The sequence below is a fragment of the Acidobacteriota bacterium genome (assembly GCA_016196035.1).
Classification (GTDB): Bacteria; Acidobacteriota; Blastocatellia; order RBC074; family RBC074; genus JACPYM01.
Map to the genome: position 1 here is coordinate 1 of JACPYM010000031.1, position 24,912 is coordinate 24,912.

Sequence of the window (24,912 nt, forward strand, 5' to 3'; positions counted from 1 at the left end):
GCTGCGAAACGCAATCTTCGGATTGTGCTTGGCCAGCGTCTTGGTGATCGCCGCCGTCAGCGTCGTCTTGCCGTGATCCACGTGGCCGATCGTCCCCACGTTCACGTGCGGTTTACTGCGGTCGAATTTCTCTTTCGCCATAACGAAATCCTCTTAAAAGTAATCTGTGGATACGCTTTATGAAAGCTGAAGCCCACAACCGGACTTGAACCGGTGACCTCGTCCTTACCAAGGACGCGCTCTACCAACTGAGCTATGTGGGCTTAACCTGTTTGGAGCGGGCGACGGGACTCGAACCCGCAACACCTAGCTTGGAAGGCTAGTGCGCTACCATTGCGCTACGCCCGCTCACTTCGGAATTTCAAAGCTCGCAGCGGAGCCTAACTGCAAAATGCAGGGGGTAGGATTCGAACCTACGTACGGCGTTAGCCGGCCGGGTTTACAGCCCGGTGCCATTAACCACTCGACCACCCCTGCGCAAAGTATTTCAGAGCCGGTGATAGGACTCGAACCTACGACCCTCTGATTACAAATCAGATGCTCTACCAACTGAGCTACACCGGCTTGAATTATTGCCTAGCTGTCAAAAGAGCCTCTTCAGCAAAGCGGGGATAATAACGGCGAGGGTTTGGTTTGGCAAGCCGCTCTGACAATTTTCCTAGTCACGTTTCGATTTCGCTCACTTACGGGCACGAATCAGCCCTTTCAACTCGTCCATAAACTCCGACACATCCTGAAACTCAAGATAGACCGACGCGAAACGCACATACGCCACCTTATCTAGCTCCTTCAGCTTGCGCATGATCATCTCGCCAATCTTGGAGGTCGCGCGCTCGCGTTCCGTCGAATTCTGGACGTAGGTTTCAATCGCGTCCACAATCGCTTCCAGCTTCGCCGTCGGCACGGGCCGTTTCTCGCAGGCGCGCAACAGTCCGGCCATCACTTTGTCACGACTGAACGGTTCACGCCGCTCGTCTTTTTTGACGACCATATACGGGATTTCGTCAATGCGTTCGTAGCTGGTGAAGCGCCGCTCGCACTTCAAGCATTCGCGGCGCCGGCGAATGACATCGCCCTCGCGCGATTCGCGCGAATCCACAACCTTATCTTCCAGGTGACCACAGAAGGGACATTTCATAACTTGTTATCTTGAATTACTGCTTGGGGGGTTGCAGTGGATGCTTGCGCTGTCATTTCTTGCGCCAGCATCGCGCGCAATTGACTAATGCGGACGCCGTCACGCATTAGATAAAACAGGCCAACCAGCAGCGGGGAACCGAAGGCAATCAGGTGATAAACAATCGCGATTGCCGCCGCCAGATTGTGTTCCAGTCCTAAAAATTCAAATCCTTTTGCTGCGGTGGCATGAAATGCGCCTGCCGCGCCGCCTGGCGTTGGCACTAACGAACCAATCAGACCAAAGCCCAAGACAAAGATCACTTGCGAAAGCGCGAAGTGTTGTCCGAAGGCATACAGCACCAACCAAGTGCCTGAGGTTACCAGCGTCCAGACGCAGCCGGTATAAAACAGGCTCAGTGCCAGCGCGCGCAAACTGACCAACACAGAAAGGCCGTCAGCAAGATGCTTAACGAGATTCAGCACAGGTTGGAACCAGCGATAGGTCAAATGCGCTTCCAGCCAGCCAATAATTTGTGGGGCTTTTAAGCGTAATAACGCCAGGGTCGCGATGCCCAAGACCAGCCCAATCAACAGGAACAACCCAATGCCGCGAATCGCCGCCAGTTGACGCACGCGCTCGCTGTCCGGGGTCGGCAAGGTGAAAAAAAGCAGATTGAAAGCAAAAAGTGAGACGACTGCCGCCGTGTCATAAATGCGCTCGATCAGGATCGTGGCCAGCGTTGCGCTCGGCTTCAGATTCTCGCGCATACTCAGCACCAAGGGGCGAATAATTTCGCTGGCGCGTCCGACGACGAAAAGGCTGCCGAAGCCAATCGCGGTTGCGGCCATCGCGTTATCTAATTTGATCGGTGCAATGGGAGCCAACAGCACCTGCCAGCGCAAACTGCGCGCCAGCATGGTCAGATTGATAACGATGAATCCTAACGCCAAGGGCCAAAGTTTGACGCCACTCAAATACTTTCCGACCAACGCCCATTCTGAACTCTTCAGAAACCAGTAAGTAAGACCCGCTGCCAGCAGGATCACGACGAACGCGCGTAACTTCTTAGCCACTTTCCCCCTTGCTAAAGCACCTTGCCACAAGATGTTGTATCTGCCCCGCACACTACGACAAAATCCGCGATGGCGCAAGATTCGTTGCCGCGCCAGCGGTGCCCAACAAAAAGGGCAAGCCCTGGCTTGCCCTTTTGCGGTCAGTTTGTTTGCAACCTGAGTTAGCCAAAGATGTCTTTGACTTTACTGCTGAAACTCTTGCTTTGCTCTTTCTGCTTTTCTTCAAGCTGCGCGAACTGCTCCAGCAGGCGGCGCTGCTCACGCGAGAGCCGCGTCGGCGTCACAATGCTGGTGACGACAAACAGGTCGCCGCGTCCAGGCCCTTGCAGCGAGACAATCCCCTTGCCTTTGATGCGGAAGATCGAGCCGGTTTGCGTGCCTTCGGGAATCGAGAGGGCCTCTTCGCCATCCAGTGTCGGCACCGTGATTTCCGCCCCCAGCGCGGCTTGGGCAAAGGTGATCGGCACGTTGACGTAAAGATTGTTGCCCTGGCGCTCAAAGATTTCGTGCTCTTTGACGTTGACGACGACGTAAAGATCGCCGTGCCCGCCGCCATTCATACCCGCTTCGCCTTCGCCGGCAATGCGCAAACGCGCGCCGGTCTCGACGCCCGCCGGAATTTTGATCTCGATGACCTGCTCGCGATTGACGCGGCCCTGCCCGTGGCAGGTTTTACATTGATTGACGATGACGCGGCCCGTGCCACGGCATTGGTGACAGGTGCGGCTAACCGAGAAGAAACCCTGTTGGAAGCGCACCTGGCCGACACCTGCACAGACATTGCAAACCTGCGCGGACGTGCCGGGGGCGGCGCCGGTGCCTTTACACGGTTCGCAGCTTTCCAGGCGCGGGATATTGATCTGCGTTTTGTAGCCCGCCGCCGCCTGTTCGAGAGTGATTTCCAGATCGAAGCGCAGGTCGGAGCCGCGTTGCGATCCGCCGCGCCGTTGACTGCGTCCGCCAAACAGATCGCCAAAAATGTCGCCTAGAATGTCCTCGAAACCACCAAAATCGCCCGGCGGCCAACCGCCATCCGAGGCAGCAGAAGTACCCACGCCCGCATGGCCAAAGCGGTCATAACGCGAACGGCTTTCGGTATTGGAAAGCACGCCGTAGGCTTCGGCAGCTTCTTTGAATTTCTCTTCCGCTTCCTTGTTCCCCGGATTGCGGTCAGGGTGGTATTGCAACGCCAATTTGCGATAAGAGCTTTTGAGTTCCTGATCGTTGGCCGTGCGACCGACCCCCAACACCTCGTAATAATCCCGTTTACTCACCGAATCACCTCGCAATTAAGAAATGAAAGTTGTCATTCGTAGCTCAACTCTTGGCTTGTGGAAAACAAACGCAGTGACTGCCATCAAGCAAAAATAAGACGCGGATTATAGGCACCGCCCCATGACTTTACAAGATGGCACTCAAGTTTTGTTAGCAATGAGAGCTTAAAGGATGTTCAGGTGGTGGAAATTGTAGCAGGTCAAGCTGGTTGAATGGTCTAGAACAAACTTAGGCGGCAATGGAATGGTCTTCGGCCAAAGCTTGCTCCAGCAAACGTGCTACATAATTAACTACGCTAATCATCCGTGCGTACTCCATCCGTACCGGGCCTACCACGCCCAGACTTCCTTTCACCTGATCACCGAAACCGTAGTACGAAGTGATGACCGCACAACCGCGCAGACTGGGAAGGCTGTTTTCAGCGCCAATGCGGACGCTGACGGGTTGGGGAATGCTCGGTGCAACACACTCGTTGAGAATTTTGATGAGCCTGTTTTTCTCCTCAAACACTCTCAAAAGTTCGCGAATTTTCTCTTTGTCGGTAAAATCGGGCTTCGTGACCATATTGGCCGCCCCTTCGACAAAGATTTCCGGCGCCTCTGCTTCGGTTTCGCGCAAACCGCGCTCACAGAGCAGAATGGCTTTTTGTAAAAGACAGTCGTAAAGGTCTTTTTCTTCCGAAAGCCGCCGCAGCAATTCATTGCGAATCGCCAGCAGCGTCATGCCGCAAAAATTTTCGTTCAGATAGCGCGCCGTCGAATTCAAATCGTCCTGCGAAAAGTCCTCATCAATCCTTACGACACGATCTTGAACCAGCCCCGCGCGCGTTACGGTAATGACGAGAATCCGTTTTTCCGTAAGGCGGACGAAATCAATGTGCTTGATAATGTCCTGGGTGAGCGTCGGCAAGACCACGATTCCAACGCCATCTGAGAAGTAGGAGAGCAAATGCGAAGCGCGCGACATGAGATGATCCGCACTCACCCAACCTCCCCCGAATAAGCCATGGTGCATAGTTGCTTCATCGGTATCCGAAAGATGCGTTTCTTCCAGCATCTGATCCACAAAGAACCGGTACCCCTTGTCGCTCGGTACGCGGCCTGCTGAGGTATGCGGCTGTTCAAGGTAACCTGCTTCTTCCAGGTCGGCGACGGAGTTGCGCACGGTAGCAGGTGAAAGCCCTTGCCGAGTCAGCCTTGAAATTACGCGCGATCCCACCGGCTCGCCCGTGGCGACATGGGTTTTGATCAGTAGCGCTAATAGCTCGCGGCTACGCTCATCCAGCGTTTCTGTGCTTTTCAGCATCGTTGACTCAGCTTAAGTAGTAGGGATGTAATCCGTCGCGTTTCGCATCAGCTTCAGGGAGTGGTGAAGATCGCTAACGCCCTCTCTCGGTCTGTCTGATTTGCGGGCGCAAAGTATCACCGCAGCGGAAAGCGTGTCAAGCTGAGCTTTTCGCCTCGTGTTTGCATCGCCGCGCACCGCCGCCTGGCTTCCAAACCGCTTGAGCTGGAACAAGGCTTTTGATTTAACCGTAGTGATCACCGGTCTTTCGGCTAAAGTTTTTACTGACTACTAATTTTTTAATTGACAGCATGTAGGGGCCGGGCGTAGGCTTGCCACGAATTCTTTAGTAGTTCAATTCGCGGCTTACAAACTAGGCCAGCAAAAGGAGGTGACTCACTTTGGCGCGCAGAAAATCGCCGACTTTGACCGAGGTCGAGTTGGAATTGATGGACGTGCTCTGGGATCGCGGGCAAGCAACCGTGTCCGAAATCGTGGAGGCTTTGCCGGAAGAACGGCTGGCATACAGTTCGGTGCTCACGATGATGCGCATCCTCGAACAGAAGGGTTATGTCGAGCATGAGAAGGAAGGCCGGGCGTTCATCTATCGTCCATTGGTAGACCGGCAGCAGGCGCAGAAGAGCGTGATCGGGTATTTGCTCAAACGCTTCTTCAATAATTCGCCGGAATTGCTAGTGGTCAATTTGCTCGAACACGATGACGTAGGCCCGGATGAGGTCAAACGTCTCAAGCGGATGATTGAAAAATCATCCTAGCCAAACCATTCAACCATTCAACCAGAAGTTGTTCAAGCAGGGCCTCAACCTTAATTAGGTTTGACAGGAGGACTAAATGAATTCAGTGCTTGAAACCCTTGATCCGCTGGCGCGGCTGGCCGTGCAAGCTTTGCTGAATAGTTTGTGGCAAGGCTTGTTGATTGCAGCGCTGGTCTGGGTGTTGTTGCACGTACTGGGCCGCGTGAGTGCGACGACGCGCCATGCCTTGTGGCTGATCAGTCTCTTGACGATTAGTTTGCTGCCGTTGGCCGGAATGTTCTGGGCGTACCCGCGCGCGACCAACTTGCCAAAGCCGGAACCGGAGTCAGGCAGACTGACAGTGACGGCGACTGCCCCGATAGCCAGACCGCCGCAAGTGTTGCCTTTGTCTTCAACCGCAATGCCGTTTCGCAACTCGTCTGTGTCGTTGCCAGCGCAATTGCCCAAAGAATTTGCCGGTGAACCGTTGAGCTTCAGCGTGACGGCCAGTGCCCCCGTCACCGCCGCGCCTGCCTTGACGCCCGTTGCCGCAACGAAGCCGGGCGTCAGTGGCTGGATAGCCCGATTGAACCGGCGTTTCTCGAATTGGTTGGCAGACTGGTTCAACGGGCGCACGCCGTTGTGGTTGGCGGCCCTGTGGCTGATGGCGAGTGCGTTGCTGGGCGGGCGCATTGCGCGCAGTTATGTGTTTCTTTTCCGCTTGCGCCGCCGGTTGGAACCTGTGTCCGAGGCACTGGCGCAGCGTAAAGATTATTTGGCGGCGCGGTTTGGCATTGGGCGCGCGGTCGGTTTGTGCAGTGCCGCAAGCGTCAAGATGCCGCTGACGATTGGCTGGTTACGGCCCCTGATCGTGCTGCCGTCCGATTTGCCGGAGAGTTTATCGAGTGTCGAGTGCGACAGCGTGATCGCCCACGAATTGGCGCACATCAAGCGGTTGGATTACGTGACGAATTTTGCGCAACGGCTGATCCAGGCCGCGCTGTTCTTCCACCCGGCGGTCTGGTTCATCAATAAGCAGTTGGTGATCGAGCGCGAATTGGCCTGTGACGATTGGGCCGTCAAGCTCACCGGCGAACCGCGCCGTTACGCAAGTTGTTTGACGAAATTGGTCGAGTTGTTAAGCGAAAGCAAACCGCTGGCTGCGGCCACGGGAATTCTGTTTGGAAAACACATCATCTCAAGGAGGGTAGAAATGATTCTCAATCGTGACCGCAATGCGACGACTTCGGTGTCGAAGCCCGCGTTAGCCTACGCCATCGGACTGGCGTTCCTGTTCGTTTTTGCGTGTAGCGCGCTCTCGCCGGTGATCGCCGTGCCGCTGGGCCAGAAGCCCGCGAAGAAAGCGCCGGAGGTCAAACCGGCCAAACCCGCGCCTACCGCGCCGCGTGCCGAAGCCACAACGATTTTGCCCGGCGATATTTTGGATGAGCTGCCCGTGCCCGCACGGATCGAATTTGATGGCCCTGATGGAGCGGCTATCGTGATTCCCGCGTTGCCGCCCCTGCCCGCGTTCGCCGAATTGCCGGAGTGGGCTGTGGATGCGCCAGTTGCCTTGCAAGATGGCCCGCGCGTTGCACCAGCCGCGCCGCTTGCGCCGCTTCCTCCTGAAGCTCCGCTCGCGCCATTGGCCTGGGCCGATGCGTTGGGAACTACCATTCCTGCACAAGCCTATGCGCCTGCTACGCCAATGGCATTGGCTGGGACCATTCCCTGGGGACAAAACGCTACGGCACAGAGCAAGACGCCCGCGATTCCCGAAGCAGAATTGCTGAGCCTGCTCACCGACATCGTCAAAAAAGACAGCGACGAGAATGTGCGCCGCGAAGCCCTCCAAGGCATTTACCGCATGCACAACAGCGATGCCGCGATCAATTCGCTGATTTCGTTGTATGACAGCATCAGCGATGTCAAAACCAAGAGCGAAATTCTCAATTACCTGATGCGCCGCACCGGCGACAACAGCAAAGCCATCGCCAAGCTCGTCCAAATCGCCAAGAGTGAGAAGGACGAAAACCTGATGCGCGCCGCGCTGAATCAACTGGCTTATGTCAAAGGCGACGAAGGGGCGGATCATCTGATTGCGATTTACGACGGGATGCAAGACCCGAAACTGAAACAACGCGTGATTCGCGCGCTGGCTTACAACAAGAGCAAAAAGGCTGTGGACAAGCTGATGGCTATCGCCAAGAACGACAGCGATCCGACGGTGCGCACGGCGGCGATCCGCAGCCTTTACGAAATTGACAATCGCCTCTATCTCAATTTCGCCGAAGGCACGCGCCAGAGCCTGCTGACCGAGCCGAAAGTGCTCACTATTCCGCGCGTCAACCTCGAGCGGATGAATGAGCAAATGCTCGAATTGAAAGACCACATGCGCTTCGATTTCGAGGGCAAGAAGTTCGAGTTGAACAAAGAGCAACTCAATGACGCCATGAAAAGGGCGAACGAAGCAATGGAACGGGCGCGCGATTTGAACGGCAAGCTGCATTTTGAATTCGATGGGAAGGCCTTTGAATTGAACAAAGAGCAATTGCTGGAATTCCAAAACCGCGCGCGCGCAGCACAGGAACGCGCCACCGAACAAATGCGCGAGTTGCAAGAACGGTTGCGCGACGAATGGCGCGAGGGCGAACCCCGCGTTTACCGGGTGACGCCGGAAGCCCGGCCACCGCGCAAGGAAGAACGCGACCAGCAGCGCGAAGAGCGCAAGTCGAACCAGGAGCCAAAGCCTGCCAGTAAACCCGCCACAACGCCCAAACCGGCGAGTTACAACGCCGCGCGCATCTGACGAAACCTGGACGAAGAGGCGGCCACTGGGTACGCGCGGCTGCCCGCGTGCGGACTTGGCAGGCTGCCTCTTGCAAACCAGCGGTTCCGGCTTGACGGCCGGCACGCGGGCAGCGCTGCGTACCCTGGGAAACCGCTGAAATACAACACCGTACTCGCACTGGCCGCGACGCTTTTTGAGACCAAACAGGTGTCGCAGGTTCAGTAACTACCCTTGCTAATCCAGCCGCTGATAGACGCAGCTTGAACGCTGATCTGTGTTTGGTCGGCGTGTATCTGCGGCACAGTTTTGAAACGAGAAGGAGTCTTTATGTTGCGTCAACTCACATTCGTTGGCTTGTTGCTGATCTTGTTTGTCGGTCTGTCCACTGCTCAGACCACCGCCACGCGCACCTACACGCGCGCCGATTTCGTCAACGTGGATGGCAGCAGTTTGAATGACAAGCTCGACCGCGCCATTCAACAATTCAAAGCCGCACGGCAAGGCGATTCGTGCTGGGTCGCCTATCATCCGCCGGTGCGCGCCAATGCCAACTATGGCATGCAAAATTGGACATACAGCGACGGCGACGGCATCCGGTTGGAACGGCGCGATGATCCGGCGGGCGCGGCGGTCTTTCTGCTGGCTGACTTGAGCACGGGCAAGACCGTTTACACACGCGTCAAAACGCTCAACGTCAACGAGCCGTACCAGTTTGAAAACCGCCCGGTCTATTGGCTCGGCAATGTTGACGCCGGGCAAAGCCTGGCGCAGTTGGAAACCCTGCTGCGCGCCAATCAAGCCGACACCAGCGAAAAGAGCATTGTGCGCAGCATCGTCCGCGCCATCAGTTATCACGATCACCCGCGCGTCGTCGGCTTGCTCGAAGAGGTCGCGCAAAAAGAGCAGAGCTTTGAATTGCAGCGTTCGGCGATTGCCAGCCTGGGCAGCATCGGCAGCAAAGAGAGCCTGGACGCGCTCGACAAACTGTTTAACAACGCCAGCCCGGCGCTCAAAAAAGAAATCGTGCGCGCCTATCGTTACGCGGGCGACCGCGCGAATGAAAAACGCGTGCTCGACCGGCTGACCGCGCTCGCCAAATCGAATGAGACCGCCGACATTCGCGCCGAAGCCGTGCGCCGCATCGCCAGTTTTCGCGGCGATGCCGTGGCTGACCGCTTGTTTGAAATCTACGACGCGCTCGGCGATCAGCAACTCAAACGCGAGATCCTCCAGGCGGTTTCCATTGGCGACAGCGTCAACGAACGGGTCATCAAACGCCTGATTACGATTGCCAAAAGCGGCAGCGACGCCGAATTACAGCGCGCGGCGGTGCGGCGCTTGGGCGGCGAACGCGGCGACGATCAGCTCGACGCCTTGATCGAGATTTACGACAGCGTCGCGGTGGACGGCGTGCGCGAAGAAGTCATCAATCGCCTGGCACGCAGCAACAACCGCAAAGCCTCCGACAAGTTATTGAAGATCGCCAAAGACGAACCCAATCCGCGCTTGCGGCAGGCGGCGATTCGGCGCTTGTCGAGCCGCAGCAGTTAGAGAATACGGTACCGCGCGCGTCAGCAAGCGGGGCTGCGGGTTGTCAAGCCATTGATCGTTACCCGCTGTGCCGCTTGCTGACGCGCGTGGTACCGGGAAGATTATCGGCAGGAGAAGGACAATAGACTGAGGCTTGTTGGCGAGCGGATGACGCAAGGTCGTCCGCTCATTTTTTATGGCTAAGCGCGTGCTTTGGCAACTGGCCGTTGTCCCATTTCCTCAACTGACCGATCCCAAATTCGAACAGTTTTGTCCAGTTAAGTGCGGCGAGGCTCATCTATCAAGAGAGGCGAAAGAGAGAGTACGGAACAGACGGAAATAACTGAACAAACGGAGCAGCGGCCAGCCAGCCTGATTTCGCCTGTTCCGTAATCGCTCTCTCCAATGATCCGCCACCGAACCACCGAAAGCCTAGCTGTGCTCTGGTGGTTCTGGCACAATGCTTGACTTGCATAGCCTGGATTCCGGCCTGTCTGCGCAGGTTGCGGAACGCATCATCACAATCAGAGGACAAAGCAATGACGACATTCTGGCAAGACTTGCGCTATGCCGTGCGTATGTTGCGCGGCAACCCCGGCGTCACGTTGGCCGCCGTGCTTTCGCTGGCGTTGGGCATTGGTGCGGCGGCGGCAATCTTCAGCGTGGTGGATGCGCTGTTGTTGCGTCCGCTGCCTTACCCTGAAGCGGGGCGGCTGGTCGTGGTGCGCGAAGTCAATACGCGCGGCGGACAGATGTCGCTGGCCGAGCCGAATTACGAAGACCTGAGCGCGCGCAGCCAGAGCTTCAGCACGCTGGCCATGTCGGCAGGCAGCTTTCAGCTTGTCGTGACCGGTGGCAGCGAGCCTAGGCGCGCGCGCGTTTCGTATGCTTCGGGCAGCTTCTTTGAAGTCATGGGCGTGCAACCCCACGCGGGCCGCGTCTTTTTGCCGGAAGAAACAAAGTACGGCGGGCCGAAAGCGGCGCTGGTGAGTTACGAATTTTGGCAGCGGCAATTGGGCGCGCGCGCGGATTTGAGCGCGGCGCGGCTCAACGTGGATGGCGCGCTGTGCAACGTGGTGGGCGTGCTGCCGCCCGGCTTCGACTATCCGGCGGAAACCGAAGTCTGGGTGACGACCGGGATCGAACCGCCGAACACTTCGCGCACCGCGCATAACTGGCCGGTGGTCGGGCGGCTGCGCGCGGGTGTCACGCTACAGCAGGCGCGCGCCGAAGTCAGCGCCATCGGCCAACGGATACGGCAGGAAAATGGCGCGCAACTGGGCGCCGCGCCGGATTTCGCCATGACGGATTTCGCCTTGACGCCCTTGCAGGAACATCTGACGCGCAACGTGCGCGCAGGCTTGTGGTTGTTACTGGGCGCGGTCGGGTTGTTGTTGCTGGTGGCCTGCGCGAACGCCGCGAATTTACTGTTGGCGCAATTGACGGCGCGGCAGCGCGAATTCGCCGTGCGGGCGGCGTTGGGCGCGGGGCGTTGGCAAATCACACGGCAATTGGTCGTCGAGAATCTGGTGTTGACACTCGCGTCAGCAGGGCTAGGCGCGCTGCTCGCCAGCTTTGGCGTGGACGTGTTGTTGCAACTCGAACAGGGCAGCTTGCCGCGCCTGAATCCGGTGGGTGTGGATGGGCGCGTGTTGTTCTTCGCTGGCGCGCTGGCCGTGCTGATCGGCGTCGTGCTGGGTTGTTTACCGGCGCTGCGTTTTGGGCAACAGGATTTGCAGGCGGCGCTGAAAGAAGGCGGACGCGGACAATCCGCCGGCGCACTCAGTCAACGCTTGCGCGGCGCATTGGTGATCGCGCAACTGGCCCTGACGCTGGTGTTGCTGACGGGCGCGGGCTTGCTAGGGCGCAGCTTCATCAAGTTGTGGCAAACCGATCCGGGCTTCAAACCGGAGCGCGCCGTAGTCATGCGGCTCTCGCTGCCTTCGACCGTCACGCCGCAAGAGGATGAGCGCACGCGGCTGTTTTATGTGCAGTTGCTGGCGCGCGTGCAACAACTGACGGGTGTCGGCGCCGTGGGCGGCATCAATTCGCTGCCGCTGGCGGAACGTGGCGCGAACGGCACGTTCCTGCTTGACGGCGATCCGGCGCAACGCGGCACGGCGGATTATCGCGTGGCGAGCGGCGGCTTTTTCACGGCGCTGGGCGTGCCGCTGTTGCGCGGACGATTCTTTGACGAGCGCGACACCGTGAATGCGCCGCACGCCGCCCTCATCAATCAAGCGCTGGCCGCGCGCTACTGGCCCAACCGCGACCCGCTCGGCCAACGCATTCAATTCGGCAATATGGACGGCGACAAGCACATCCTGACGGTCGTTGGTGTGGTCGGCGATGTGCGCGACGCGCTGGATGCGCCGGTCGAGCCGACGGTCTATGCCTGTTCGGTGCAGCGCCCGCAATGGTGGCAGGTCTCGCGGTTGGCCGTCGTCGTGCGCTCGCCGCTCGAACCGGCGGCTTTGATTCCGGCCCTACGCGCGACGGTGCTGGGGCTGCGCGCCGATGTGCCGCTGAATTTCAGCACACTGCCCGAAGTCTTTTCCGCCTCGCTTGATCAGCGCCGCTTTAGCTTGGTGATCTTCGGCGCGTTCGCCCTCGTCGCGCTGTTGCTGGCGGCGCTGGGCGTTTACGGCGTGATGTCTTATGTCGTCACGCAACGCACGCACGAACTCGGCATCCGCCTGGCGCTGGGCGCGGGCGCGCGCGACGTGTTGCGGCTGGTGATCGGACAGGGGCTGCGGCTGGCGTTGGCGGGCATTGCGTTGGGACTGCTGGCCGCGCTGGCAGCCACGCGCTTGCTGGCAACGCTGGTGTACGGCGTGAGCACGACCGATCCGCTGACGTTTGCGGGCATCGCGGTGTTGTTGCTGACGGTGGCATTCCTGGCGTGCTGGTTGCCCGCGCGGCGGGCGGCGCGGGTTGATCCTTTGGTGGCGTTGCGGTGCGAATGAGTGGGCTGGAAGGCTAGAGAACGGGCAAGACCGGAGCCGACCAGCGTGGGGTCGTCATCTTTCACGCAGTTGTTTTTCCTCCTTCTTTTCGCGCTCCCAGGGTGGCGTCTTTTTACACTGCGAGCTTTGTGATTACCGGTCAGTCGTGTAGCCTTACGTCGGCAATCCGCCAAGCACACATCGTCAACTTCATCGGCATCTTCTTCAGGAGCATCAGGCAATGAAAAACAATTCTCTGCGCGCGTTACTGCTCGTTGGTTTGGTCTGCCTGGGGGCGTTCAGCATTTTGCCCGCAGGCCAGGCGCAACAAGAGTCCACCGACATCAAAGCGCGTTACACCAAGAGCGAACATCAAATCGTCATGCGCGACGGCGTCAAGCTGTTTACCTCGGTCTACGTGCCGCAAGACACGTCGCAAAAGTATCCAATCATGATGCAGCGCACGCCGTATAGCGTCGCGCCGTATGGGCCGACCGTCTATCGCACGCAACTCGGCCCCTCGCCGTTGTTTCAAAAAGAAGGCTTCATCTTTGTTTTTCAAGATGTGCGCGGGCGCAATATGTCCGAAGGCGACTTCATGTGGATGAAGCCGTTCAAGCCGAACAAGACCAGTGTTAAAGACACGGACGAAACGACCGATACCTACGACACGATTGACTGGCTGCTGAAAAATATCCCGAACAACAACGGCCGCGTGGGTATGTGGGGCATCTCGTACCCCGGCCATTACGCGGCGCAAGCCTTGATTGATCCGCATCCGGCGCTCAAGGCCGTCTCGCCCCAAGCGCCGATGGCGGACAATTGGCTGGGCGATGATATGCACCACAACGGCGCGTTATTTTTGCCGCACGCCTTCAATTTCATCATTGGCTTTGGCCGCCCCCGCACAGGGCCAAGCGTGCCGCAAGGTGGGCCGCGTTTTGATCACGGGACGAATGACGGCTACAAATTCTTTTTGGAAATGGGCGCGTTGCCCAACGCGCAAAAGTACATGAAGAACGAGATCAAGATTTGGGACGAATGGATGGAGCACGGCGATTATGATCAATACTGGCAGCCGCAAAACGTGCCGCAGCATTTGAAGAAGGTCACGCCCGCCGTCATGACCGTCGGCGGTTTGTTCGATGCCGAAGACGTGCAAGGGCCGCTCGCTATTTACCGCGCCATCGAAAAGAACAACCCACGAGCCTGGAACGTGCTGGTCGAAGGCCCCTGGTGCCACGGTTGCTGGGCGCGCCGCGATGGCACTGCGCTGGGCGGCGCGAATTTCGGTTCCAACACCTCGGCCTTTTATCAGGAGAACATCGAGTTCCCGTTTTTCATGCACTTCCTGAAAGACAAGGGCGAGATGAAGCTGCCCGAAGCGTATATGTTTGAGAGCGGCTCAAACACCTGGAAGACCTACGCCGAATGGCCGCCGAAAAACAGCGCGCCGAAGCAATTGTATTTGCACGCCAACGGCAAACTGGCTTTTACAGCGCCGAGCGACGGCGCAGCCTATGACGAATACGTGAGCGACCCGGCCAAGCCTGTGCCGTTTCAGAATCGCATCTCGACCGGGATGAATTACGAATACATGGTGGATGATCAACGCTTCGCCGCCACGCGGCCCGATGTGCTGGTGTACCAAACCGAGGTGCTGACCGAAGACGTGACGATCAGCGGCGAACTCTTTGCCGATCTATTCGCCTCGACTTCCGGCACTGATTCCGACTTTGTGGTGAAGCTGATTGATGTGTATCCCGACCGCGCCGCTGACACCAGCATGAACGGCTATCAAATGCTGGTGCGCGGCGAACCGATGCGCGCCAAATACCGCAACAGTTGGTCGAAACCCGAAGCGTTGAAACCGGGCGAAGTCACGCGCATCCCATTTGCCATGCCCGATGTGAATCACAACTTCCAGCAAGGCCACCGGATCATGCTGCACATTCAAAGCACCTGGTTCCCGCTGGTAGACCGCAATCCGCAGAAGTTTTTGAATATCTACCAAGCCAAAGACAGCGATTTTCAAAAGGCGACCCAACGCATTTACCACTCGGCGAAGTTCCCAACGAGTTTGAAAGTGAATGTCTTGAAGTAAGCCCTGGGTACGCACCGCTTCCAGCGTGCGGTCTTGACGTCAGACGCGATAATGCCGGAGGGGTTTCCTTCGGCATCCGTCCGTCCAATGCCAAGTTTGCACGCTGGAAGCGCTGCGTACCCAGGTTTGAGGAATCCATTTATGTCACTCCGCATCATCGCGTTCGGCGCACACCCGGACGATTGCGAATTGAAAGCCGCCGGTTCCGCCGCCAAATGGGCCGCTGCCGGGCACAAGGTCAAATTCGTCGCCACCACCAACGGCGACGTAGGCCATTTTGCTCAGGCAGGCGGGCCGTTGGCGTTGCGACGCACGGCAGAGGTCACGCGTTGCGCTGAATTGCTGGGCATCACGACGCAGGTGCTGGACATTCACGATGGCGAGTTGCTGCCGACATTAGAAAACCGCCGCACCATCGCGCGGCTCATCCGCGAATGGCAGGCCGACATCGTGCTGTGTCATCGGACGTGCGATTACCACCCCGATCATCGCTACACCGGCGTGCTGGTCGAAGACGCCGCCGTGTTGGTGGCTGCGCCGTTCTTTGTGACGGACGTGCCGCCCTGCCCGCGTAATCCGGTGATCCTGTATTACTCGGATGGCTTCAAGAAACCCTACCCGTTTGATCCGGCCATCATTGTCGGCATTGACGAGGTGATTGAGGTGAAACGCGCCTGCATCGAAGCCATGCCTTCGCAATTCGCCGATGCCGATTCCTGGCAAGGGCGTTACCTGCCCGGCGTGCCCCAAGGCAAAGATAACGACGAAGGGCGCAAGGCCTTCATCCGCGAATGGCTGATTGCACGCGATGCCGATGTCGCCCAGCGCTATCGTGCGTTACTGGTCGAGCGCTACGGCGAGGCGCAGGGCAACACGGTGCAATATGCCGAAGCGTTCGAGGTTTGCCAATACGGGCGGCAGCCGACGGCAGCTGAGTTGAATGAATTGTTTCCGCGCTAATGGAACATTTCTCCCACGAAGGCACACGCAGAGAGCACGAAGGAAGAAAGTTTTTTGCCTATTCTTCATGTCTACTTTGTGTGCCTTCGTGGGAGAATGCAGCCGGTTCATCTTTTACTGATACTGATTCGGAGAAAGAACACTATGCAATTACTCGAAGGCAAAACTGCCATTGTCACCGGCTCCGGTCGCGGCATCGGGCGCGCTGTGGCGGTGATGTTTGCACAACACGGCGCATCCGTCGTCGTCAACGATTTGGACGGCGAAGTCGCTGAACAAGCCGTCAGTGAAATCAAAGCAGCAGGCGGTAACGCGGTTGCTTGCGTCGGCAGCGTGACCGCGCCCGCATTCCCAGACAAGATCGTTAAGACCTGCGTCGAAGAGTTCGGCAAGCTCGACATCATCGTCAATAACGCTGGCTACACTTGGGACGCCGTGGTGCAAAACATCACCGACGAGATGTGGGACGCGATGATCGAAGTGCATCTGACCGCGCCCTTCAAAATCATCCGCGCCGCTGTGCCTTACATGCGCGAAGTCGCCAAGCAGGAAATCGCCGAGGGCCGGCGCGTCCATCGCAAGATCATCAACGTGTCTTCCACCTCCGGCGTCGCCGGCAATCCGGGCCAGGCGAATTATTCCGCCGGCAAGATGGGCATCGTCGGCGTGACCAAAACGCTGGCGAAGGAATGGGGCCGTTTCAACATCAACGTCAATGCGGTGGCCTACGGTTTTATCGAAACACGGCTAACGGCGGCGAAAGAGAATCAACCCACCGCGCACATCGGCGAGAACGAGATTCAACTCGGCATCCCCGAACAGATGCGGCAGATGGCGCAGAAATTCGTCCCACTCGGTCGCGGCGGCACGCCCGAAGAAGCCGCCGGGCCGGTGTTGTTTCTAGCGTCGCCCCTGTCTGATTATGTGACCGGGCATGTGTTGCTGGTCACGGGCGGGTCGTATGTGTAAGTTGATGCCGTGTCAGTAGCCTGACCGTGAGGCTTGTCATTACCCAAATCTTTTCAGTTGGGCGCTGAAGGCGCGACGGACATTAGCCAGTGGTGAAACCACCGGAACCGCGTCGTTATTGGGGTTGCGTCCCGGCAGGGACGCCGGACTCTGATTTATTCGTAAATCAGCTTCGGTCCCAGCGCCCCTTCAGGGCGCGAAAATGGTGGCATCTTTTCCGGTGGTTCCGCGCAGCGCTTCACCACCGGCTAATATCCACGGCCCTTTCAGGGCCAAAAGCCCGAATCGCTAAACGCGAAAGATTTGGGTAATGACAAGCCGTGAGGGAGGGCGGGCAATCACAAAGTGAGGTGTTATGTCAGCACAACCAAAACTCGAAGCGGAACAAGAGTGGATTCCCAAGCTCGAAGACTTAATCCCGGAGGATGATGAATCCGTGGACAATCTCTTTTCTGAAACCCAGCAACGGCTGTTGACTGAGCCGCTTTACAGTGCGTGGGTGCAGTCAGGCCAGGAACAGACCTTTTTGGCGGCGGCCAATGTCGGTGTGTATTACATGTTAGGCAGTCCGAGCATTGGGCCGGATGTATTGCTCAGCCTGGACGTGCAAGTGCCCGCCGGATTTTGGAGCCGGGAGCAGCGCTCTTATTACATTTGGGAGTATGGCAAAGCGCCCGATCTGGTGATTGAGATTATCTCGAAAACCGTGCGCGGCGAGGACACGACCAAGAAGGACATCTATGCGCGCATGCGCGTGGGCTATTACGTGATCTTCGATCCGAACGCCTATTTGATGCCGGAGGTGTTGACGGTTTATCGCTGGGACAACTTCCGCTATGAATCGCAAGCGACGGCTGATTTTCCTGCCCTCGGTCTCGGCTTGACGCTGTGGGAAGGCGCATACGAAGGCAAGCGCGACCGTTGGTTGCGTTGGGTGGATGCGGTGGGCAACTTGATTCCGACCGGCCAAGAGCGCGGCGACCGCGAGCAGGCGCGCGCCGAACAGGAACACACGCGTGCCGAACAGGAACGCACGCGTGCCGACCATGAACACGCGCGCGCAGAGCGCCTGGCGGAGATGTTGCGCCAATTGGGGCGAGACCCTGGAACTTTATAGCCGCCAAAAGGCCCGTTCTGACTATCACAAACCAACGCAGTAGCCACTTTGGAGAAAATGCAATGCGTCGAATTCACCCCGTCGTCTGTTTCGCCTTGTTGCTGGCCGCGTTGTGCTGCGGCCTCATCGCCGATCAACCTTCTCAGGCGCAATCCGCCGGTAACTATGACCAATCCTTTTTCAACGCGCTCAAGTGGCGCAACGTCGGCCCCAATCGCGGCGGGCGTTCATTGACGGTCGCGGGCAGCGCAAGCCGTCCGTTCGAATACTACTTTGGCGCGGTCGGCGGCGGGTTGTGGAAGACGAATGATGGCGGCACGACTTGGCGGCCCGTGACCGATGGGCAGTTGAAAAGTTCTTCGGTCGGCGCGGTCGCTGTTTCAGAATCGAACCCGGATGTCGTTTACATCGGCATGGGCGAGGTCGCGTTGCGCGGTAACATCATGCAAGGCGACGGCGTTTACAAATCCACTGACGCGGGCAAGACTTGGAAGCACAGCGGCCTGGGCGACACGCAGGCCGTCGCGCGCATTCGCATTCATCCGACCAATCCTGACATCGTGTATGTCGCGGCGCTGGGCCATCCTTACGGCCCGAACGACGAACGCGGCGTCTTCAAATCCACCGACGGCGGCAAGTCTTGGAAGAAAGTTTTGTTCAAGAGCAACAAGGCAGGCGTGGTGGATTTGAGCATGGATCCGACCAATCCGAACGTGCTCTTCGCGGCAATCTGGGATGTTTATCGCACGCCGTGGAGCCTGTCGAGCGGCGGCCCTGACAGCGGTTTGTTCAAATCCGCCGACGGCGGCGAGACGTGGGCGGAGATCACGCGCAACCCCGGGTTGCCAGCCGGCGGCCTCAATAAAATTTGGGGCAAGATCGGCGTCAGCGTTTCAGGTGCAGACGGGCAGCGCGTTTACGCCATCATCGAAGCCGAAGATGGCGGCGTGTTCGTCTCGGATGATGCGGGCGCGACGTGGAAGCGCAGCAGCGAAGACCGGCGCTTGCGGCAACGCGCGTTTTACTATTCGCGGCTGTACGCCGACCCGAAAGAGCGCGACACGGTATACGTGCTCAATACCAGCTTTTATAAATCCACCGACGGCGGCAAAACCTATAAGAGCATCAGTACGCCGCACGGCGATAACCACGATTTGTGGATTGCGCCGAATGACAACAAACGCTTGGCAAACAGCAATGACGGGGGCGCGAACGTTTCGGTCAATGGCGGCGAATCGTGGACGGGGCAGACGTTCCCGACCGCGCAGCTTTATCACGTCGCCACTACTAAAGAGTTGGTTTATCACGTCTGCGGCGCGCAGCAGGACAATTCGACCGTTTGTGTGTCGAGTGAAGGCGCCGGGCGTGGTGGTGGCGGCGGGCGCACGGCGGCGGTGATGTATGCGGTGGGCGGCGGCGAATCAGGTTACATCGCGCCGCATCCGGCGAATCCGAATCTGTTTTACGCGGGCAGCCAAGGCGCATTGCTGACGCGCTTTGACCGCTCGACCGGCCACACGCGCGACATCCAAGTCTATCCGCTGTTCTTTTCCGGCATGCCCGCGCGCGATTTGAAAGAGCGTTGGCAGTGGACGTTCCCGATTGTTTTCTCACCGCACGATGCCAACGTGCTTTACACCTCGTCGCAGCATTTGTGGAAGACGGCCAACGATGGTTTGAATTGGGAGCGCATCAGCCCCGACCTGACGCGCGGCGATCCGAAGACGCTGGGCGATTCGGGCGGGCCGATCACCAAGGATCAAAACGGGCCGGAAATTTACGGCACGATTTTCACGCTGGCTGAGTCGCCCATGCAGAAAGGCTTGCTGTGGACGGGTTCGGACGACGGGCTGATTCATCTGACGCGCGATGGCGGCAAGAACTGGGCGAAGATCACGCCGCCCGACTTGCCCGAATTCGCCCGCGTCAGCATTATCGAAGCTTCACCGCACCGCGCCGACACGGCGTATTTCGCGGCGAAGCGGTATCAACTGGATGACCGCGCGCCTTACCTCTATCGCACGCACGATTTCGGCAAGACCTGGACGAAGATTGTCACCGGCATCCCGGCCAATGATTACGTCCACGCCGTGCGCGAAGACCCCAAACGCGCCGGGCTGCTTTACGCGGGCACTGAACACGGCATTTACATCTCGTTCGATGACGGCGCGCACTGGCAATCGTTGGCGCTGAATCTGCCGGATACGCAAGTCAGCGACATCGTGGTCGAAGAGAATGATTTGGTGATCGCCACGCACGGGCGTTCGATGTACATCCTGGATGACATTGGCGTGTTGCGGCAGATGACGCCAGCGATTGCGGCGGCGGATGTGCAATTCTTTCAACCGCGCACCGTCTATCGCGGCGTGCATCAGGCGGCGCTTGATTACTATCTGAAAAAAGATGCCGATAAGGTGACGATTGAAATTCTGGATGCCAAAGGCGCGCTCGTGCGCAGCTTCATTGGCACGGCGGACGACGACAAGAAGCGGCCTGCCGCTGCTGCCGAGTCCACTGACGAAGAAGGCGGTGGCCCGCCGCGCGCCCGTCCGCCCGCACGAAAGGCGGGGACGAATCGTTTCACCTGGGATTTGCGCTACCCCGGCGCGTCGGTGTTTGAAGGCATGATTCTGTGGAGCGCGCGCGCCGAAAGCGGCCCGTTGGCCGTGCCCGGCAATTATCAAGTTCGCCTGACTGCCAACGGCCAAACGCAAACGCAGAGCTTCATCATCAAGCGCGACCCGCGCCTGACCAACGTCACCGATGACGATCTGGCCAAGCAATTCGAACTCGCCATGCAGGTGCGCGACAAAACCAGCGAGACGAATGACACGGTCGTGCTGATTCGCGATCTGAAAAAGCAGATCAAGGAACGCACCGATAAAGACACCACGCTGGCCGAGGCGGGCGCGGCGCTGGCGGCCAAGCTGAGCGCCGTCGAAGAAGGGCTTTACCAGGTGCGCAACCGCAGCAACCAGGACCCGCTGAACTTTCCGATCAAGCTCAACAATCAAATCGCCGCTTTGCGCCGCAGCATCGAAACCGGCGATGGCCGCCCGACCGCGCAATCGTATGTCGTGTTCAAAGAATTGTCTGACCAGTTGGCGGCGTTGCGCAGATTGTTAGACATTGTGTTGAAAGATGATTTGCCACAATTCAATCAACGGCTGGTGGGCAAGCAACTCGAAGCCGTCAAGATGAATAAAGAAGCAGGGAAGTGATAAGGCTGATGAATACGCAGTTATTGTTTCATCGCCCTGAAAGGGCTTTATCTAATAACCGGGGGCAATGCCTCCGGAACGGCGCGTATATTTCTGCGACCCTGAAGGGGTCGCAGACGGATTCAAATGCGGCCCTTTCAGGGCTGAGGACGCGCGCGTGCCGTCCCAGGGCGTTGCCTTCGGCTATTGAATCTGTCCCTTTCAGGGACAAGGTTGCGCCCCTTCATCGTCGCGTGCAGCTTTTTGGTTTGTGCCTGTGGCTAGCTTGTTCGTGCATGCCGACATTCGCCCAAGCCGACGCCGAAACCTGGCTGGCGCGTCATGGCGCCGAAGCCGCCAAATACGAACAAGTCTTCAAAAACCTGTCCGCCGAAGAGACCAAGCTGATGGAGGTCTTCGACGACAAGGGCAACCTGCGGCAGAAACGCACCGTCATCGCCGAGTTGCTGGTGTATCAATCGGCGCAAGATGAAAACCGCATCGCCGAATTCCGCAACGTGCGCAGCGTGGATGGCAAGCCGGTGGACGGCTTTGAAGAGCGCATGGTTGATCTGTTCGACTATCTCAGCAAGGTCAAGACGCTGCGCGGCGAGATGAGCAAGCTGCACGACGAGTGGCTGAAATACGACATCGGGCGGCGTTTCTGGGGCTACACGATCACCCAGGCGCGGCTGTTCAAAGCGCTGGGGCCGTCGGTGCGGGCGATTCCTTTCGGACGGCAAACTATCGGCGAGCGCGAGACTGTCGTGATCGTCTTCGAGCAATTGGCGGGCAACCACACTACCAACCGGGCGACCTGGGGTGCCGACCCGGACGATGTGGTGCAAGACATTTCCGGTTTGCGCAACCGCATCGGCGTCAAGACGCGCTATCGCGGCAAACTCTGGCTGGACAGGGAAACCGGGCAATTGTGGCGGCAGGAAACCGAATTGGTGGCCGACTATCAAACGCTGGCGCAACCCCAAGTAATGATCCGCTGGGAACAGAGTTATCAAGCGAGCGACTTCGGCATCCTGACACCGAAGCAATTTGTTTTTTCCTGGTTTGCCAACATGGTGGGGCGCGACACGGCGGCGGCGCGCTTAGAGTTGACCAGCCGCACGACGTATACCTACGGCAAATTCACGCGCTTCGATGTGAGCAGCGATGAGGGGCGCAAAGAGTTGTTGAACAAGAAGCCTTAGATCAAATTGCAGATCAGGGTAGGGGGAAAAGCGCCCTCCGGGACAGTACCGCGCGCGTGAGCAAGCGGAACTCAGGGTGTACCGTATGGCACCAGCGTTGCCGCACCGCTTGCTCACGCGCGCGGTACTGTCCCCGCCGCGCTGCCTGTGCATTCAATTGCAAACTGATCCAGTTTTCTTCCCACGAAGACACACAGCGGGGACACGAAGAGTTGCTGATTCAGCTTCGTGTCCCCTTTGTGTGTCTTCGTGCGAAGACTAGGCGTTTAACAGTCGTAGCGTCGCCAGCGCCATTGCTTTGCAGGCTTGGATCAAATGTTCAATCTCGCAGTATTCATCAGGCTGATGCGCCAGGTTGAGCAGGCCGGGGCCATAGGCGATGCATTGCTCTACGCCCGCCAGCCGCGCGAAATGCTTTTGATCGTAAGTGCCGGGGCTGGCAATCAATGGCGGCGTTTTGCCAAGGGCGGATTGGATGGCCGTCGCCATTGTCGCGACCAAGTGCGAATCCGGCGCGGTCATGGTTGGATGCACAATCATCAGGTCGTTCAATTCATAGCGCAAATCCGCATCGTGCCGTTGCAAGTCAGCCAGCACGGCGTGAATTTCAGTGCGCACTTCAGCCAAGTTTTCTTCCAGCAAAAAGCGGCGGTCGAAGATGGCGCGGCATAGATCGGCGACGCAGGGCGTTTGCGGCGTGTCGAGTGATTGTCCGCCGTGGATGGCGTTGACGTTTAACGTCGCGGCGCGTGCGCCCGGCGGTTCGACGGGCATGCGGGTTTGGCGCTGTACCAGCGCAGGTTTTAGCTCGCGTTCGAGTTGCGCGATAAACCGCGCCATCTGCTCAATCGCGCTGACGCCGAGAAAGGGCATGCTGCCGTGCGCGGTGCGTCCGTGCATGACGACTTCGAACCAGTACACGCCGCGATGGCCGAGGCAGATGCGGTCATAATCGAGCGGTTCGGTGATGATGACGTAATCCAGTGCTTCGCGCCGGAAGATGCCGTGTTGGGCCAGATAGGCCACACCCGCGAAGCCGCCGCTCTCTTCATCTACGGTGGCGCTCTGCTCGACCGCGCCGTGTAGGTTGATGCCCGCGCGGCGGATGGCTTCGACGGCGAAGATGGATGCCGCAATGCCAGCTTTTTGGTCAGTAACGCCGCGTCCGTAAATGCGTCCATCACGAATCACGGCGGCGAAAGGCTCAACCGTCCAGCCCGCGCCCGGCGGCACGACATCGAGATGGCCGTTGAAATGCAACGTGGGCCACGCCGCCAACCCGTTCAACCGCCCAATGACATTGACGCGCGGATGTTGCGGCGTGCATTCGGGCAACCCTTCCGCCGTGACGTACTGCGTTGCATAGCCGAACTCGCGCAGCTTGTTGCCGATCAACTGGGCGCAGTCGGCGTAGTTTGCGCCGGGCGGATTGACGGTCGGGATGCGGACGAGCTGTTGCAGGAAGACGATCAGTTCGTCGGCTAGGCCGTCAATGCGGGCGAGTACGGTTGTTTCGGTTGGGGTCAGCATAATCGCTTGGTTCGCGGCAGGCGCATTTTCCATTTGAGATTTGAGATTTGAGATTTGAGATTGTGGGTGGCCTTTGCTTCGGGCAGTCAGGTCAAGCAATGACAAATGAACAATGAACGATGACAAATGAACAATGACAAACCAAACTCCGCGCCCTCGCGTGAGTCCTTACAACGGCGGTGCGAAGCGTCCATCCGCCGCTGTCCATCCGCCATCCACAAATAAGACTGAGCCGGTGACGTAGCTGGCCGCGTCGGAACTCAAATACACAATCGCGCCCGCCATTTCATCCGGCCGCGCCCAGCGGTTAAAGACGCTTTTGGCGGCATACGCGCCGTACCAGTCGGGATTGTTTTTGATCGGCGCAGTGAGGGGTGTTTCGACGACGCCGGGGGCGATGGCATTGACGCGCACGCCGCGTGGCCCCAATTCGGCGGCGAGGGCGCGCACGAGTTGGACGATGCCCGCTTTGGTCGCGGCGTAAACGCCTTGGCCCGGCTCGACGACTTGCGAACGGATCGAAGAGATGGCGAGCAGGCTGCCGCTGCCTTGGGCGGCCATCAAACGGCCTGCTTCACGAAAGACGATGAGGGTGCCTTTCAAATTGACGTTGATGACGCGATCGAATTCATCGTCGGTGTATTCGAGCAGCGGTTTACGCACGTTGATGGCGGGCGTGGTTACCACTGCGTCGAGCTGCCCACGTTCAGCGAGCACGGTTGCAAACAGCGCGCGCACACTGACGGCATCAGTCACATTCACTGCCAGCGCCGTGCCTTGCGGCAGCGTTTGGACAGTGGTCTGGGCGGCCTCCAAACGGTTGTCGGCGCAATAGACAAACGCGCCTTGCGCGGCCAGGGCTTGTGCGCCGGCCTGGCCGATGCCGGAACCCGCGCCGATGACGACGGCAGTGCGGTTGTCCAGCCGAAAGAGGGTTTCAAAATTCATGTGTTGCGTCCTTATGGAAGAGAAATGGTTGGGGCGGACTTTAACATAAACAGATGCGTTTGAGCGGAGGACAAAGAAAAAGGGCGTGTCGCAATTGTTTGCGACA

17 protein-coding genes and 4 tRNA genes are annotated in these 24,912 nt (G+C 58.4%); 10 read left to right on the forward strand and 11 right to left on the reverse strand.

Annotated elements, in window-relative coordinates; genetic code table 11:
- The 9 genes from tuf to hrcA all read right to left on the reverse strand — a co-directional run.
- A partial coding sequence (gene tuf / locus HY011_10605) for an elongation factor Tu (GenBank protein MBI3423379.1) occupies positions 1–141 on the reverse strand: 141 nt, incomplete at its 3' end.
- A gap of 49 nt (positions 142–190) precedes the next feature.
- A tRNA-Thr gene (locus HY011_10610) sits at positions 191–263 on the reverse strand.
- 10 nt (positions 264–273) lie between these two features.
- A tRNA-Gly gene (locus tag HY011_10615) sits at positions 274–348 on the reverse strand.
- A gap of 44 nt (positions 349–392) precedes the next feature.
- Positions 393–477, reverse strand: a tRNA-Tyr gene (locus tag HY011_10620).
- 14 nt (positions 478–491) lie between these two features.
- Positions 492–564: transfer RNA gene (locus HY011_10625), tRNA-Thr, on the reverse strand.
- A 115-nt stretch (positions 565–679) separates the two neighbouring features.
- Entirely contained in the window at positions 680–1,138 is a 459-nt protein-coding gene (nrdR, locus tag HY011_10630; protein MBI3423380.1) for a transcriptional repressor NrdR, read from the reverse strand.
- On the reverse strand, positions 1,135–2,193 hold the full coding sequence (locus HY011_10635; GenBank protein MBI3423381.1) for a flippase-like domain-containing protein: 1,059 nt from the start codon (positions 2,191–2,193) through the stop codon (positions 1,135–1,137). Before HY011_10635 ends, nrdR begins: the two co-directional genes overlap by 4 nt.
- A 161-nt stretch (positions 2,194–2,354) precedes the next feature.
- Positions 2,355–3,482: a molecular chaperone DnaJ gene (dnaJ, locus tag HY011_10640; GenBank protein ID MBI3423382.1), complete on the reverse strand. Its 1,128-nt coding sequence runs from the start codon at positions 3,480–3,482 to the stop codon at positions 2,355–2,357.
- A 214-nt stretch (positions 3,483–3,696) separates the two neighbouring features.
- On the reverse strand, positions 3,697–4,773 hold the full coding sequence (hrcA, locus tag HY011_10645) for a heat-inducible transcription repressor HrcA (GenBank protein ID MBI3423383.1): 1,077 nt from the start codon (positions 4,771–4,773) through the stop codon (positions 3,697–3,699).
- A 380-nt stretch (positions 4,774–5,153) separates the two neighbouring features.
- Here hrcA and HY011_10650 point away from each other — a divergent pair, with 380 nt between their 5' ends.
- From HY011_10650 to HY011_10695, 10 genes are all read left to right on the forward strand, one after another.
- Positions 5,154–5,528, forward strand: coding sequence for a BlaI/MecI/CopY family transcriptional regulator (locus HY011_10650; protein ID MBI3423384.1), 375 nt, complete (start codon positions 5,154–5,156; stop codon positions 5,526–5,528).
- Positions 5,529–5,604: 76 nt separating this feature from the next.
- Positions 5,605–8,316, forward strand: a complete 2,712-nt coding sequence (locus tag HY011_10655) for a HEAT repeat domain-containing protein (protein ID MBI3423385.1) — start codon at positions 5,605–5,607, stop codon at positions 8,314–8,316.
- Positions 8,317–8,625: 309 nt separating this feature from the next.
- A complete protein-coding gene (locus tag HY011_10660; protein MBI3423386.1) occupies positions 8,626–9,849 on the forward strand; it encodes a HEAT repeat domain-containing protein in 1,224 nt (407 codons plus the stop codon).
- Positions 9,850–10,367: 518 nt separating this feature from the next.
- Positions 10,368–12,794 carry an ABC transporter permease gene (locus tag HY011_10665; GenBank protein ID MBI3423387.1) on the forward strand — a complete coding sequence of 809 codons (2,427 nt, stop codon included), beginning with the start codon at positions 10,368–10,370 and terminating at the stop codon, positions 12,792–12,794.
- A 220-nt stretch (positions 12,795–13,014) separates the two neighbouring features.
- Positions 13,015–14,877, forward strand: a complete 1,863-nt coding sequence (locus HY011_10670; GenBank protein ID MBI3423388.1) for a CocE/NonD family hydrolase — start codon at positions 13,015–13,017, stop codon at positions 14,875–14,877.
- A gap of 87 nt (positions 14,878–14,964) precedes the next feature.
- On the forward strand, positions 14,965–15,837 hold the full coding sequence (locus HY011_10675; protein ID MBI3423389.1) for a PIG-L family deacetylase: 873 nt from the start codon (positions 14,965–14,967) through the stop codon (positions 15,835–15,837).
- Positions 15,838–15,981: 144 nt separating this feature from the next.
- Positions 15,982–16,806 (forward strand): SDR family oxidoreductase, encoded by an 825-nt coding sequence (locus HY011_10680; protein MBI3423390.1) that lies wholly within the window; start codon positions 15,982–15,984, stop codon positions 16,804–16,806.
- A 355-nt stretch (positions 16,807–17,161) separates the two neighbouring features.
- Positions 17,162–17,923 carry a Uma2 family endonuclease gene (locus HY011_10685; protein MBI3423391.1) on the forward strand — a complete coding sequence of 254 codons (762 nt, stop codon included), beginning with the start codon at positions 17,162–17,164 and terminating at the stop codon, positions 17,921–17,923.
- 62 nt (positions 17,924–17,985) lie between these two features.
- Positions 17,986–21,144 carry a glycosyl hydrolase gene (locus tag HY011_10690; GenBank protein MBI3423392.1) on the forward strand — a complete coding sequence of 1,053 codons (3,159 nt, stop codon included), beginning with the start codon at positions 17,986–17,988 and terminating at the stop codon, positions 21,142–21,144.
- Positions 21,145–21,419: 275 nt separating this feature from the next.
- Positions 21,420–22,328, forward strand: coding sequence for a hypothetical protein (locus tag HY011_10695; protein ID MBI3423393.1), 909 nt, complete (start codon positions 21,420–21,422; stop codon positions 22,326–22,328).
- A 258-nt stretch (positions 22,329–22,586) separates the two neighbouring features.
- On the opposite strand, the gene HY011_10700 is transcribed toward HY011_10695, so the two are convergent.
- Positions 22,587–23,858: an acetylornithine deacetylase/succinyl-diaminopimelate desuccinylase family protein gene (locus HY011_10700; protein MBI3423394.1), complete on the reverse strand. Its 1,272-nt coding sequence runs from the start codon at positions 23,856–23,858 to the stop codon at positions 22,587–22,589.
- 168 nt (positions 23,859–24,026) lie between these two features.
- Entirely contained in the window at positions 24,027–24,806 is a 780-nt protein-coding gene (locus tag HY011_10705) for an SDR family oxidoreductase (GenBank protein ID MBI3423395.1), read from the reverse strand.
- Positions 24,807–24,912: the final 106 nt, after the last annotated feature.